11 protein-coding genes are annotated in these 14,690 nt (G+C 34.9%); 6 read left to right on the top strand and 5 right to left on the bottom strand.

Annotated elements, in window-relative coordinates; translation table 11 throughout:
- The first annotated feature begins 99 nt into the window (after positions 1-99).
- Positions 100-516 (top strand): hypothetical protein, encoded by a 417-nt coding sequence (locus EAH81_RS09805; RefSeq protein WP_140506402.1) that lies wholly within the window; start codon positions 100-102, stop codon positions 514-516.
- A 289-nt stretch (positions 517-805) separates the two neighbouring features.
- On the top strand, positions 806-1,522 hold the full coding sequence (locus EAH81_RS09810) for a hypothetical protein (protein ID WP_140506405.1): 717 nt from the start codon (positions 806-808) through the stop codon (positions 1,520-1,522).
- Between the two features lie 230 nt (positions 1,523-1,752).
- On the opposite strand, the gene EAH81_RS09815 is transcribed toward EAH81_RS09810, so the two are convergent.
- The 4 genes from EAH81_RS09815 to EAH81_RS09830 all read right to left on the bottom strand — a co-directional run bounded on the left by EAH81_RS09815 (position 1,753) and on the right by EAH81_RS09830 (position 6,125).
- Positions 1,753-3,012: an MFS transporter gene (locus EAH81_RS09815; protein ID WP_140506408.1), complete on the bottom strand. Its 1,260-nt coding sequence runs from the start codon at positions 3,010-3,012 to the stop codon at positions 1,753-1,755.
- A 154-nt stretch (positions 3,013-3,166) separates the two neighbouring features.
- Positions 3,167-4,903, bottom strand: coding sequence for a thiamine pyrophosphate-dependent enzyme (locus EAH81_RS09820; protein WP_140506410.1), 1,737 nt, complete (start codon positions 4,901-4,903; stop codon positions 3,167-3,169).
- A gap of 178 nt (positions 4,904-5,081) precedes the next feature.
- Complete coding sequence (locus EAH81_RS09825; RefSeq protein ID WP_161595802.1) at positions 5,082-5,540, bottom strand: hypothetical protein; 459 nt, start codon at positions 5,538-5,540, stop codon at positions 5,082-5,084.
- Positions 5,541-5,597: 57 nt separating this feature from the next.
- Positions 5,598-6,125, bottom strand: coding sequence for a hypothetical protein (locus tag EAH81_RS09830; RefSeq protein ID WP_140506415.1), 528 nt, complete (start codon positions 6,123-6,125; stop codon positions 5,598-5,600).
- Positions 6,126-6,361: 236 nt separating this feature from the next.
- On the opposite strand from EAH81_RS09830, the gene guaA reads away from it, so the two are divergent.
- The 4 genes from guaA to EAH81_RS09850 all read left to right on the top strand — a co-directional run bounded on the left by guaA (position 6,362) and on the right by EAH81_RS09850 (position 12,466).
- A complete protein-coding gene (guaA, locus tag EAH81_RS09835) occupies positions 6,362-7,891 on the top strand; it encodes a glutamine-hydrolyzing GMP synthase (RefSeq protein WP_140506417.1) in 1,530 nt (509 codons plus the stop codon).
- A gap of 61 nt (positions 7,892-7,952) precedes the next feature.
- Positions 7,953-9,869 carry a LysM peptidoglycan-binding domain-containing protein gene (locus tag EAH81_RS09840; protein WP_140506420.1) on the top strand — a complete coding sequence of 639 codons (1,917 nt, stop codon included), beginning with the start codon at positions 7,953-7,955 and terminating at the stop codon, positions 9,867-9,869.
- 93 nt (positions 9,870-9,962) lie between these two features.
- A complete protein-coding gene (locus EAH81_RS09845) occupies positions 9,963-12,065 on the top strand; it encodes a LysM peptidoglycan-binding domain-containing protein (protein ID WP_140506422.1) in 2,103 nt (700 codons plus the stop codon).
- On the top strand, positions 12,065-12,466 hold the full coding sequence (locus tag EAH81_RS09850) for an OsmC family protein (protein ID WP_140506425.1): 402 nt from the start codon (positions 12,065-12,067) through the stop codon (positions 12,464-12,466). The genes EAH81_RS09845 and EAH81_RS09850 overlap by 1 nt, the downstream gene beginning before the upstream one ends.
- A 348-nt stretch (positions 12,467-12,814) precedes the next feature.
- Here the strand turns inward: EAH81_RS09850 and EAH81_RS09855 are convergent, their stop codons facing one another.
- Positions 12,815-14,674 carry a glycoside hydrolase family 35 protein gene (locus tag EAH81_RS09855; RefSeq protein WP_140506427.1) on the bottom strand — a complete coding sequence of 620 codons (1,860 nt, stop codon included), beginning with the start codon at positions 14,672-14,674 and terminating at the stop codon, positions 12,815-12,817.
- Positions 14,675-14,690: the final 16 nt, after the last annotated feature.

Consider the following 14,690-nt stretch of genomic DNA (forward strand, 5'->3'; position numbering starts at 1 on the left):
ATTGTCTACATTTGTGGTTGAATAGTATAAACTATTGTCTATTTTTTAGAGTAACTAAAAAAAGATAAAGAAATGTAGTAACAATAATATTTTATAATTATGAGAAAATTATCTTTTTTAAAATCAACAATTAGCCTTTTTCTTTTATTAAGCATGTCAATTTTATTGACAAATTGCAGTTCAAGCAACGACGAAGATCATGCGCCATCAAATGGTACTGCATTTAATGTAGCAGATTTTGCATTAACCTATACAAACCAGCAATTATACAATGATTATCTGGTAATTAATTTTAATATAAAAAATACTTCGAAAACGTCTTATCTTGTTTATGAACAAGGAACATTCACAGTAAAATTTACTGCTAAAACTACTGATGGCGAAGTGTTTCAAAGAACTCAATATGTAGAATATGTCGAAACTGGAGTTACTTACACAGAATCTGTACATCTTTATTACACAGTAGGAAAAAAATTAGATCTTACGACATTGACTGCAGTTATTGTTAAAGATTAATTCAATATTTTTTTAGAATAGTATATATAATTTTTGTATTTGATTCTCTAGTTTTTTCAGTAATCCGACTTGTCAAGATGAGTCGGATTTTTTTTATCTTTATTATAATTATGATTAAGAAAATTTTATAGAACTATCTTTTTGGCAGGTTTTTTGATTCCAAAAATTAGCTTAATATATTGTTATAATAGTCTTAAAGTTGTAGTGCCTAACTAAATTATGCTATTTTTGTGAAGCTAGACTTAGATTTTATAAAAATTATTAAAGCCGATTCGATAATACTTTTTCAATGAAGCACATCTTATTTTTCATACTACTTTTTACAGCTGTCACAGTATCAGCGCAAACTGAATTTGGGACTAAATTCAGACCTATTGCTGCACCAAAATTTAGTGCAAAACCTAAGAAAACGCCTATTCCCCAAATAAAAGATCCTCAGGCTGATAATAGTGATATTCCGAGTATTAAAACACCAAATGTTTTTGATAATACAAGTATTACACCAAAATCGCAATTACAGGTCGGACAGGAGAAAAGCAAATTTACGATGTCTACTGAAACTGATTTTGCCAATCCCGGCGATCGTTATGTTGCCAAAATGGAAAAGGATCTGGACAAGGCTCTAAAAGATGCGGGATTACGTGAAGGTCGTGGAGAACTCGTTAAAAAAAATATTTCGCTGGGAGAGTTTAAAACCAAATCACAGTATTTTATTGTAAAGTTTCGTGATTTTGGCGCTATCGATGGCGATTTGGTAAGAGTATCTTCAAACGATGTGGTGATCAGAGATCAGATATTTTTAGATTCTAATTTTAAAGATGTAAAAATCGTGCTTTCAAATGGCTTTAATAAATTAGATTTTGAAGCTTTAAATATAGGTACTTTAGGCGGAAACACTGCCGAAATCCAGGTTTATGATGACAAAGGACAATTGGTTACCAATGATTACTGGAACAATCTTGCGGCAGGTTTTAAAGCTTCGATAATAGTCACAAAAGAAGAATAAAATACAACCAGAATATTGTTGGATTTTTGTTTATGGTTGATTTGATATAATTACTCCGTCCCAGTTCGTGAAAAATTATTAAACACATAGAAACATAGTTTTTATGTGTAGAAAGAAGATGAGAGGAATATCTTTCTTTCACAGCTATATTATTTTAAATAAAGTAAAATGCCTTTTTTAAGTAAACAACAGCTATGTTTCAATGTGTTGAAATTATTTAATATTTTATTTCACTCTTTTACAAATTCAACTTTATTAGTTCCTTCGCCAGTTTCTTTTAGCATAAAACTTATTAAAATCGCAATCGAAATTCCGATTATCCAAAATAAACCTGCTTGCTGAAAATGTATCACTTTATCAGCAGTATCATTCAGCGTTTGTCCAAATAAACGACTAAATAAAGGGCTTAAAAGAGTTGTTACTCCAAAAGTTATAAAATTTATGGCTCCTGTAGCACTTCCTTTTACGTTATCAGGATTCGCTTCTTTGATTATGGAATACGGAATCATGGCAGCTCCGGAAGCTACGCCTAGTAAAAACATACTGATTTTTACAGGAAGTATATCCGGGAAATACAATAACTGAATTAAACTTACAATCATCATTGCTGCGCCAAATATTAAAACCGGTTTGCGCTTATTTATTTTATCTGTAATGTATCCTAGCAACGGACAGCCAAATACCCAGCCGAATGCTACCATTGCACTCGAAATTGTGGCAGTATGAAAATCAAACGCACGGTCTTTTTGAAAAAAATCAACCGCCCATGTCATGGCAAATATGGTTGTTGGTGCAAATAATAATCCCGAAACAATACCACACAACCACGATTGCGGATTGCTAAAAACAATTTTATAAGGCTCCAGTAAACTTTGTTTCTTTTGAATTCCCTCGGTCTTTTTCTCGACTATGTTTGCGGGAGTTATAAACCAAAGTCCAAATGCAACGATTATAGTAAAAATTCCAATAGAGAGCCAAAAAGTATTAATGTTCATTCCTTTTTCAATCAAAGGACCTACAACAAATTGTCCTGCTGATCCTCCAAGCATTCCTAAACATTGTGTAAAACCTATTGCCGTTGCCAGTGATTTCGCCGAAAATCCTTTGCTGGCAAGATATACACAACCCGGAAATGCGAAAGCACAACCGGCACCTTGAAATAATCGGCCTGTACCTCCGCTAAACTGACTTGAAATCATGAATAACAAACAACCAATTCCTAAAATAAGTGCTCCGGCGAAGAGCGAGTATTTAGCTCCAAATCGGTCCAAAGCAATTCCTGCAATCAAACTGCAGGTAGAATAGGTATAATAATACGTTCCGATAATTGTTACTAATCTAATTTCATTTACTGAGAAACTCTGCGCAAGCTCCGGAAGCATGACGGCTGGAGAGGAGCGTACTACATAATCTAAAAAATAGAAAAGCAGACCAAATACCCATGCGATAATGTAATATTTAGTATATGATTTATGAGTATTGATGTCCATAAAGGTGTATTTTAATGGTGAAGTCTAAACACGAATTTCACTAATTTGCACCAATCTTAATGCTTAAACTTAGTTTGAGGAATTAATTTCAAAATAATAATTAGTGTAAATTCGTGAAATTTGTGTTTGTTATTTGCATTTAATAAATCAACTTTTAGATGCCTTCTTTCAGATGTTTGTAATTGGATTTAATGGTATCTAAAACTTCTTCCATTTTGCCGCCCAACATTAAACGGGTCATAGATTTTGCCATACCTACAACTTGTTCCCATTCTACTTTTGGAGGCATTGCAAGTGCATTTGGATTCGTGAAAATATTCAATAAAATGGGACCATTATGACGGAGTGCATTTTCAATTGCTGTTTCGACGTCTTCGGGTTTGTGAACATTTACACCCTGAAATCCCATTGCCTGAGCAATCAGACCAAAGTCGGGATTCACCATATCAGTTTCGTTATCAGGAAGACCATTTACTTCCATTTCGAGTTTTACCATTCCTAAAGCTCGATTATTAAAAACAATAATTTTTATGGGAATATTATATTGATTGATGGTTGCCAAATCTCCCAAAAGCATAGACAAACCACCATCGCCACACATTGCAATAACTTGTCTTTCAGGATGTGCGAGAGCTGCTCCAATTGCCATTGGCATTGCATTTGCCATCGATCCGTGATTAAAAGAGCCTAACATTTTTCGTTCTCCCGTACCTTTTATAAAACGGGCGCCCCAAACACAAGTCATTCCCGTATCTACCGTAAAAATGGCATCTTTACTGGCTAATTTATCAATAATATGGGCAACATATTCCGGTTGAATAGTGTCTTCACCGCCATTATCATTAATGTAGATGTTCATATTTTCTTTTACACTTTCGTAGAATTTAAGCTGAGCTTGTAAAAAGCTATCATCCGTTTTAGTTTCCAAAAGAGGCAGTAAAGCTTCAATAGTATCGGTTATATCTCCGCATAAACCCATATAAAGATTGGCGCGTCGTCCTAAACGTTCAGAACTGGTATCTATCTGAATAATTTTATTATCTGTAGGCATGAATTTATCGTACGGAAAATCAGTTCCTAATAATAATACCAAATGCGATTCGTGCATGCTGTGATAAGCAGAAGGCTGACCGAGTAAACCTGTCATTCCTATTTCGTTGGGATTATTAGGTTGAATACTCATTTTGCCTCTAAACGAATATCCTACAGGCGCCTTAATATGTTGGGATAATTGCACCACCTGATCGTGTGCTTTTTCGGCCCCAATTCCGCAGAATAAAGTGATTTTTGTGCTCTCATTTATAGCTTTCGCCAATTGTTGTAATTCAGTATCAGAAGGCCTGATAACAGGATTACAATGAAAAAACTGAGTAGAAATATTGCTTTCAACTGCTTTTAGTTCAGAAACATCGCCTGGTAAACCAATCACAGCAACGCCTTTTTTACCCAAAGCATGTTGAATCGCTGTTTGTATAATTCGGGGTGCTTGCTCAGCCGTCATAATCATCTGATTGTAACAACTGCAATCATCGAAGAGTTTAATTGTATTGGTTTCCTGAAAGAAATCCATTCCCATTTCGCCCGTATTTATTGTGGATGCAATCGCTAATAAAGGTACATGTGAACGATGCGCGTCATACAAACCATTGATTAAATGCACATGTCCGGGACCACAACTTCCGGCACAAACGGCAAAACCGTCCAATTCGGCTTCAGCAGCAGCTGCATAAGCACCAACTTCTTCATGGCGAACATGAATCCATTTTATTTTTCCGTTTTTGCGTATTGCATCATTAAAATAATTTAAACTATCGCCGGTAACCGCATAAACGCGCTTTACTCCAGCCTCCACCAACATGTCAACTAATTGTTCTGCAACTATTTTACTCATGGGTTATATTTTTAAAATTAATATTCAGATTGTAACAACATTGGTTATGGTTGAGTTTACTTTCTTAAATGATTATATTTTAATAAACATCTGGTTATGATGTAAAAACTGTTTTTGGTATGGGTTTATAAATTTAAGGAAAAGAATTGGTTTTAGGAAGGTTCAAAGTTGCAAAGGTTCAGAGGGACAAAGTTTTTTTCTTTTTAGGTTCAAAGTTGCAAAGGTTCAGAGGGGCAAAGTTTTTTCTTTTTAGGTACAAAGCGGCAATCCCGAAGTCTCGGGACAAAGGGGCAAAGTTTTTTCTTTTTAGGTTCAAAGCGGCAATCCCGAAGTTTCGGGACAAAGGGACAAAGTTTTTTCCTTTAAGGTTCAAAGCGGCAATCCCGAAGTTTCGGGACAAAGGAGCAAAGTTTTTTCTTTTTAGGTACAAAGTTGCAATCCCGAAGTTTCGGGACAAAGGGACAAAGTTTTTTCCTTTAAGGTTCAAAGCGGCAATCCCGAAGTTTCGGGACAAAGGAGCAAAGTTTTTTCTTTTTAGGTACAAAGTTGCAATTCCGAAGTTTCGGGACAAAGGGGCAAAGTTTTTTCTTTTTAGGTACAAAGCGACAATCCCGAAGTTTCGGGGATAAAGGGACAAAGTTTTTGCGCTTCGTTTACCTCTGAACCTTTGTCCCTTTGCAACTTTGAACCTTTTTTAGAACGGATCCGCAGTCACTCTAAACTTCATATCTGCTTTTACCGTTACATCTTTTGTAAGTGTTTCTTTTAAAGTAACCTGCGTTCTGATTTTGTATTTATCAGCTTTAATGTATTGATCTAATCTTTTATCGGTACAAATTAAATCTAGCATATTTGTTGTTGAACTGATATTGTCCTGATAAGCCAATTCTATTTCGTCAGAATCTGTCGTGGAGATATACAAATGAATAGATTTTAAAAACGTAAATGTTTTATCTGAAGGATCTGTAATCGTTAATTTTAGCGATTTCAACTTTACATCTTTCACCAAACTAGCCTTGGTTTTGTTATTTGCAAATTCAGCCGATGAATTTGTAGTAACGTCAGGCGTAATAATTTCTGATGGTAAATTGATGGGCAAATTACTTTTTATCTGAATAGAAGCTTGGTTCGAAATGTTAAAACTCAATAAATCATCGACAGTACTGCAAGAGTTTAAAAATAAGGATAAAAAAAGAATAAGGGCAATTGATTTTGATTTCATTTTTTTTAGGGTCAAAGGGTCAGAGTTGCAAAGGTACAAAGGCTCATAGGTACAAAGGCTCAAAGGTACAAAGTTACAAAGGAAAAAAATCTAATACCTCCTATTTTAATGCCTCTGAACCTTTGTCGCTCTGTCCCGAAACTTCGGGATTGCACCTAAAAATCAGACAATGAAAAAAAAATAATTTTTTTCATTGTCTGATTTTTCATTTTGGAATATAAAAAGTATTTTTGCGCATGCAACACAACGTACTTATTTTAGATTTCGGATCGCAATATACACAGCTTATTGCGCGTAGAGTTCGCGAATTAAATATATTCTGCGAAATTTTCCCTTACAATCACTTTCCTAGTGATTTATCACCTTATAAAGCCGTAATTTTAGGCGGAAGCCCATTTTCTGTTCGTGCAGAAGACGCTCCACATCCTGATTTATCTCAAATTCGAGGCAAGCTTCCAATGTTGGCAGTTTGTTACGGAGCACAATACTTAGCACATTTTAGTGGAGGTGAAGTAGCAGCTTCGAACACCAGAGAATACGGTAGAGCTAATTTATCTTATATTAAGGAAGGTGAAACTTTCTTTAACGGAGTTTCAGAAAACAGTCAGGTTTGGATGAGCCATAGCGATAGTATCAAGGCTTTACCAACAAATGCTGTTAAATTGGCAAGCACGCATGACGTAGAATATGCTGCTTACAAAATTGAAGGTGAAACTACATACGCTATTCAATATCACCCTGAAGTTTTCCATTCTACAGATGGATCAAAAATGCTGAAAAACTTTTTAGTAGATATTGCCGAAGTTCCTCAAAACTTTACACCAGGTGCCTTCGTAGAAGAAATGGTGGCAGAATTAAAAGAGAAATTAGGAAATGATAAAGTAGTTTTAGGATTGTCAGGCGGAGTAGATTCTACTGTAGCGGCAGTTTTATTACATCAGGCTATCGGGAAAAACTTATACTGTATTTTCGTAAATAACGGTTTACTTCGTAAAAACGAATTCCAAAACGTATTAGATCAATACAAAGGAATGGGATTGAACGTAAAAGGAGTAGATGCAGGAGATCGTTTCTTAGGTGAATTAGCCGGAATCAGTGATCCTGAAACCAAACGTAAAACTATTGGTCGTGTATTTATCGAAGTTTTTGATGATGAATCACACTTAATCGAAGACGTAAAATGGTTGGCACAAGGAACTATTTATCCTGACGTAATCGAATCAGTTTCGGTAAAAGGACCATCGGCAACCATTAAATCACACCATAATGTAGGTGGATTGCCGGATTATATGAAATTAAAAATTGTAGAACCACTCAGAATGTTGTTTAAGGACGAAGTTCGAAGAGTTGGTGCTACTTTAGGAATAGATCCTGAATTATTAGGAAGACACCCTTTCCCGGGACCAGGATTATCAATCAGAATTTTGGGAGATATTACGCCTGAGAAAGTTCAGATTTTGCAAGATGTTGACGCTGTTTTTATCGACGGATTAAAATCTTGGGGATTGTATGACAAAGTTTGGCAGGCGGGTGCAATTTTGCTTCCTGTAAACAGTGTTGGTGTAATGGGCGATGAGCGTACATACGAAAAAGTAGTAGCGCTTAGAGCCGTTGAATCAACAGATGGTATGACTGCTGACTGGGTTCATTTACCGTATGATTTCTTGATGAAAGTGTCAAATGACATTATAAATAAAGTAAAAGGCGTGAACCGTGTGGTTTACGACATAAGCTCAAAACCACCTGCAACAATTGAGTGGGAATAGTATTGTTTTTCAAATTAAGGCGTTACATTTGTAATGCCTTAATTTTTTAAACCTACTAATTATGAGAGAGTTTTTAACGATTTCTCTTGTGTTTATTTTGTCTTTTAACAAAATAACTGCGCAAGATTCAATTATTGAATACAAAATTCAAAAAGGAGAAACCGCCTATTTTATTGCCCAAAAATACAAGGTTTCGATTGATGAAATTTACAAACTCAACCCCGAAGCACAAAACGGAATCAAAGACAATCAAATTATTAAGATTCCGGTTCACGGTGTAGAAAAACAAAATTCAGACCAACAAAATACTCATGTTGTTGTTGCCAAAGAAACGCTTTACAGCATTTCGAAACAATACGGACTTAAAGTCGAAGCTCTTCAAAGTGCAAACACAATTCTTGCAAACGGACTTCAGATTGGTCAGGAATTAATTATTCCGCAGAATACTGCAAATCCTTCCAAAACAGAAATTACAGCTTCTTCTAAAGTTACACATCAGGTCGTAGCCAAAGAATCTTTGTTTAGCATCGCGAGACAATACAATGTGTCGGTTCAGGATTTAGAAATCCTGAATAAAGAGCTTCTTCAAAACGGATTGCAGATTGGTCAGACGGTTGCAATTCCTAACAAACGAAAAACTTTAGACGGACGTGTTCGCGTGATTAATCAGGAAACTGTTTTTCATGTGGTCGAGCCAAAGGAAACCAAATTTTCGATTGCTAAAAAATACGGAATTTCTATCGATCAGTTAGAATCTCAAAACCCTGAAATTGTAAACGGATTGGTTGTGGGCAATAAATTAGCCATTAATACCAAAGAGGTTAAACCAACAAACGAAAGCGAAGAATTGATGTTGGCTCTTGCCGAAAAACAAGTCGTAGTCGAAAAAACAAAAGCCAAAACAGTTGAAATTGATGATTTAAAAGACAGATTGGTTGTTCAGAAAGAAATGAATAAGAAAATTATAAAAATTAATGATTTGAAAGTCAACCTGAATGACATGAACGGTTCTAAGGAAAATTCGGTTGAGAAATTGCGTTTGGTTCTGGAAGCCAATAAAAATGTACAGGATATTTTAATGGCAAAATTAGATTCATTAGTAAATACAATGAACAACGATTTGGTCGATTTGAAAAGAATGGATATTTTGAATGTAGACGAATCGAAACGTCTGGAAAAACAATCGTATGAAAGCATCGGGAAAACCAGCGATTTATCTTCTCAATTAAAGAAAGAATTAGCTGAAAACCGAAAAGCATATGCTGGTTTAATGAATAAAGTAGAGCAAATTGCTTCTGAAGAAAATAAGGAATACAAGAAAAAAATCCGTGAAAGCGAGAAAAATAAAGCTTCAACTTCTTTACAGAAACGTCTTTTTTTAGAAGAAATCAAACATTATAAAATCGATCAGGAACAAGGCGATGCGCAAAATCAGCTTTTGATTGCAAAAATAGATTCCCTGGATACTCAGAAAAAAATTGAAGTAAAACGTCATATCAGTAAAGCTTCATTTTATAGTATGGAAGCCCGAAAATTTGATGATAAACTGGCTTTGGTAAAATTGAAAAAGTATCAGGATGAAGCGGTTAAAAATCAAAGTAAAACAACTTCGGCGGAAGCTTCAAAAACTATTTCGCTGGAAGAAATGAAACGTGAACTTAAGGAAAATCCTCTTAAAAATAATAAGACGATAAAGGTTGAAATTTTTGATAATCTTAAAGAAGTTTCAAACGGCTATTACTTAGTTTTAGGTATATTTACAGACGCGACGCTAAGGGATAAGCTCATTATGAAACTCATTGATTCTGGTGATTTTAACGCTAGTTTCTTCTTTAACATCAACAGTCTTTCGTATTATGTTTATTCGGATAAGTTCGAAAATATGGAAGAAGTGCTCTATCAATGCAAGAAAAAAGAAGAAGAGGAGTTATATAAAGAGATTGTTATTGCTAAGTTAGAAATTGATCTTAGACAATAATTAGCGCAAAATTAACAAGTGGCAAGAATCTTGTTTTAAACAGAATTAGTAACTTGTTTTTGAATTAGAAATTAAATTGTTTTAAGTCCTATTATGAAATATTATTCAACATTATTGTCTCTGGTTTTTTTTGTAACCTGTAATGCTTTTTCACAAGAAAAAGTAGTTAAATATACGGTTTCAAGCGGAGAAACAGTTAACCAGATTGCCTTAAAATTTAAGGTTACGCCTTATGATATTTATGCACTAAATCCGGATGCGAGAAACGGAGTAAAACCAAATGCGGTTTTATTGATTCCAACAAATGGTGCTAAAGCTGTTTCTAAAACAGAAGAAAAAGCAGCAAAAAAAACTGTGGGTAAGAATCCAGGTACACATGAGGTACAGCCTAAAGAAACATTATTTGGAATTGAAAAAAAATATGATATTACCGATGAAGCTTTAAAAGCAGCAAATCCTTTTTTAGTAAAAGATGGTTTGCAAATAGGGCAAACATTGGTGATTCCTGCAAAAGGATCAACGGTAAAAACAGCAGCTGCGGCTGCCAAAGCTGTAAAATCTGTTGCACAGGAAAAGTATGTATATCATGATGTTATTGCGAAAGAAACTAAATTTTCGATTGCAAAAAAATACAATACGACAGTTGAAGATTTAGAAAAACGTAATCCTGAAATTGTTTCGAGTTTGCCGGTAGGATATCGAGTGACTATAAAAGGTACAGCTCCTAAAACGGAAACTCCTGCTCAAACCGTAACGAATGTTGCTAAACCTGCTGAAACTAAAAAAGCGGTTGAAACTACAAAAAAAGCAACTTCTTATATGGAGTATCAGGTAAAACCGAAAGAAACTTTTTATAGTTTAGGCAGAACTTTTCATATTTCTCAAGAAGATTTAACAGCCTTAAATCCTGCGCTTGCTGAAGGTGTAAAAGAAGGAATGGTTTTAAAAGTTCCTGCAGGATATTTAGCGCCACAAGCAATTATTCCTCAGGCACAACCTGTTGAAAAAGCTACTGAACAAGCCATTGACAGATCAACTGAAAGTACTGCGGGTATTAAAGTAGTTGATAAAGTAAAATCTGAAACTGTTTCTGCAAATCCGGAAATAGTGGAGTTGACTAAAAAAAGAGGTCAGACTGAGCGTAAAAAGTTAGTTTTATTATTGCCTTTTAATTTGGCAAAAATGCAAAATGATACTACAAGTTCGGCTAACAGAATCAAAAATGATAAGTTCCTGAATATGACTCTTGATTTTTATTCTGGAGCTATGATGGCGATTGATTCGGCCAAAACTTTAAAATTGCCAATTGATGTAGCGATTTATGATTCTCAGGAAACTAAAAGTTCTTCGAATATTTCGAGTTTAATTGCTCAGAATAAATTACAGGATGCAGATGCTGTTGTTGGACCATTTTATCAAAGTAATGCCGAAACTACGGCTAACGCATTGCATTCGTACAATGTTCCTGTGATCTCGCCATTATCAAAAGATTCGGCGAATCCAATTGATAATTTATACCAGACAATACCATCAAATGATGTAGTTAGAAATGCAGTTTTTGATTATATGCGTTCTAAAAACGGAAATATTGTTGCGGTAGTAGACAAGAAAAAAGAATCTGTTGTTAACTATATCAAACAAAACCAAAAAGGAGTTGTTTTTGCTGCTTTGACTGAAACTGGAGGATTGGATGTAGCGAACTTAAAAAGCTCATTATTGCCAAACCGAATGAATTATGTAGTAATGGAAACAGGTAATACTGCCATGGTTAAAACTACCATTAAGGCTTTGCTTGATGCACAAAAAACATGTCAGGTACAATTGGTGATTTTAGAACCAAACAGTACACTTGATACAGACGAAATTAGTTTTGATAACCTGGTAAAATTGAAATTAATGTATCCTTCTGTTACAAGAGAAAGTGATGAACAGCCTGTTTTAATTTTCGAAAAAGAATACCGATTAAAAAACAAAGTGAATCCAAATACGTACGCAACGCGTGGATTTGACGTAACTTTTGATGCGATGATGCGTTTGGTACAAGGAAAAACATATCAGGAAACAGCAGATTTAATGACAACAGAACAAGTTGATAATAAATTTCAATATTATAAAAAAGAAGACGGCGGACACGCTAATAAAGGTGTTTACATTTTATATTATGACACCGATTTAACTTTAAAAGTAGCAAATTAATGACATCAAAAGTAACCTATTTAGGAGATTTAAGAACGAGCTCAATTCATACGCAATCGGGGAGCGAATTAATCTCTGATGCACCACTAGATAATAATGGAAAAGGCGAAGCTTTTTCTCCAACTGATACAGTTGCCAATGCTTTAGCAAGCTGCATGATGACTATTATGGGAATCAAAGCACGCGATTTGAACTTAGATTTTAGTGGTTCGACTGCCGAAGTAACGAAAATTATGAACGCTGAACCAAGAAGAATTGGTGCAATCGAAATTGTTTTTGACATGCAAGGTGTTGAAGACGAAAAAAGTAGAACTATTCTGGAACGTGCCGGAATGACTTGTCCGGTGTTTTTGAGTTTAAGTTCAGAAATTGAAAAACGTATTACTTTTAACTGGAAGTAATTCCGAATTTAATAAAAGCAAAAAGCCATCCGATGAACGTCGGGTGGCTTTTTTAGTTATAATATTTACTGGTATTTGCGATATCCTGCAAGGTCTTTTTCTGACTTTGAAGGTAATAATAAGTCAAAGATTTTAGAAATATTTAGTTACATTACTTATTGTTTTGTAAATAAAATCAGCGTGTATCTGCTTTAATCTGCAGAATCTGCGTGAAATTTTTTGGCGACAGATTAAAAAGATTTTTTTTCACGCAGATTCTGCAGATTAAAGTAGATTTAATTTTAGATTATAAATTAAATAGATAATACCTAACAGGTTTTAAAAACCTGTTAGGATAAAAAAGGTTTACTATTGTCCTTTTTCAGCTTTTAAATCTTCGAGAATTGGAATATTTAAAGTTTTTACTTCTTTTTGAATAACATCATTTTTTTGTTCGAAAATCATAATGCTGTTTTTGCCTTTTTTAAGCCAGCATCCCGGTAAATAAAGTGTTTGTTGTGGACCAACGCTCCAGTAACGGCCAATATTGATTCCGTTTACAAATACAATTCCTTTTCCAAAATCGCGCATGTCCAGAAAAGTATCTCCGGTTTTACTAAGTTCAAAAGTTCCCTGATATAGCGTTGGGCGGTTTACTTTTCCAGAATTTTTGTAGGCATCCAAATTTGGTTCCTGCGTCATTGGTAATTGATACATTTTCCAATCGCCGGTAATCGTTTCACCGTTGATAATAACAGGGCTAATGATTCCTTTATTATTGGCATTAATTTGAGAACCATAATTAATACGCCCCATATTTTCGACCAGAATGTCTAAAGTTGCATTAAAAGGAACTTCAATTTCGCAATCGTATTTTTTGTAATAACGGTTTAATTCGGCAATCTTTTTTCCATTTACATAAACAATGGCATAATCGCGTAATCCGTTTAATTCCAGTTTTCCGCTGATAGGCTGAGTAAATCTTTTGCTGTACCAAACATAACCATCACCTTGATTTAATTGCTCAAATGTTAACGGATTATCATTTATGATTGGTGTGATTTTAGCTTTTACATCGGCTAAATCAACAACTTTTGTTAAAGTAATATTCGGGATTGTGATTACTGGCATTTTCTCCGGAACTGCGGGAGTTTCTTTTGTTTTTAGTAATTCTCTTAAAGCATTATATTTTGGCGTTGCCCAACCAGCCTCACTAATTGGAGCATCATAATCATAAGATGTCATATCAGGCTGAATATCGTGCTCTTTGTCATAGTTAGCGCCAGAGGTAAACCCAAAATTAGTTCCTCCATGTACCATATAATAGTTGAATGAAACCTGATTGTCTAGATATTTTTTAGTTTGCTGAACTGTTTCTTCCGCAGTTTGCGTTGGGAACGGTTCTGCCCAATGATCTAACCAACCAGGATAAAATTCAGCAACCATATAAGGACCTTGTCCATTATGGTATTGATCGACTACTTTTTTCAGTTTAGTAATATCACTTTCGCCATTTGCAGTTGGCAATGCACCCGGCAAAGCGCCACCTTCAAACAACCAACTTCCGTCTGAGGTAAAAAACGGAACTTCAAAACCAACATCTTTTAATTGCTGAAATACGACTGAACTGTATTTTTTATGCTCGTCAAGCGAAATATCCTTACGTTGCGCTACATAAGAACCGAATTCGTTTTCACCCTGAACCATAATAATTGGTCCGCCTTTGGTAATTTGCAAAGCCGCGACTTGTTTGTATAACTCCGTAAAATAAGCTTTTGTAGCCGCTAAATATGCCGCATTGTTTCCGCGAATAACCATATTGGGAACATTTTGTAAAAACCACGGATAACCGCCAAATTCCCATTCGGCACAAACATATGGACCCGGACGTAAGATTACAAACAAACCTTCTTCCTGAGCCGTTTTAATATATTCGGCTAAGTTTTTGTTTCCGGTTTTAAAATCCCAAACTCCGGGCGCAATTTCATGATAATTCCAGAAAACATAAGTCGCAACAGCATTTAATCCCATAGCTTTCATCATTTTTAAGCGATGACGCCAATACGGTTGCGGAATGCGGGAATAATGCATTTCACCCGAATGAATCTGAATCGGTTTTCCGTTCAATAAAAAATTCCCATCGCTAATCGCAAAAGTCTGCTTTTGTTGGGCTGATATAGTAGAAATTGTGAAAATCGAAAATAGCAGTATAAAGTATATTTTTTTCATTTTAATTATCGTTTAA

Origin of the sequence: Flavobacterium pectinovorum (assembly GCF_006438875.1) — a bacterium.
Classification (GTDB): Bacteria; Bacteroidota; Bacteroidia; order Flavobacteriales; family Flavobacteriaceae; genus Flavobacterium; species Flavobacterium pectinovorum_A.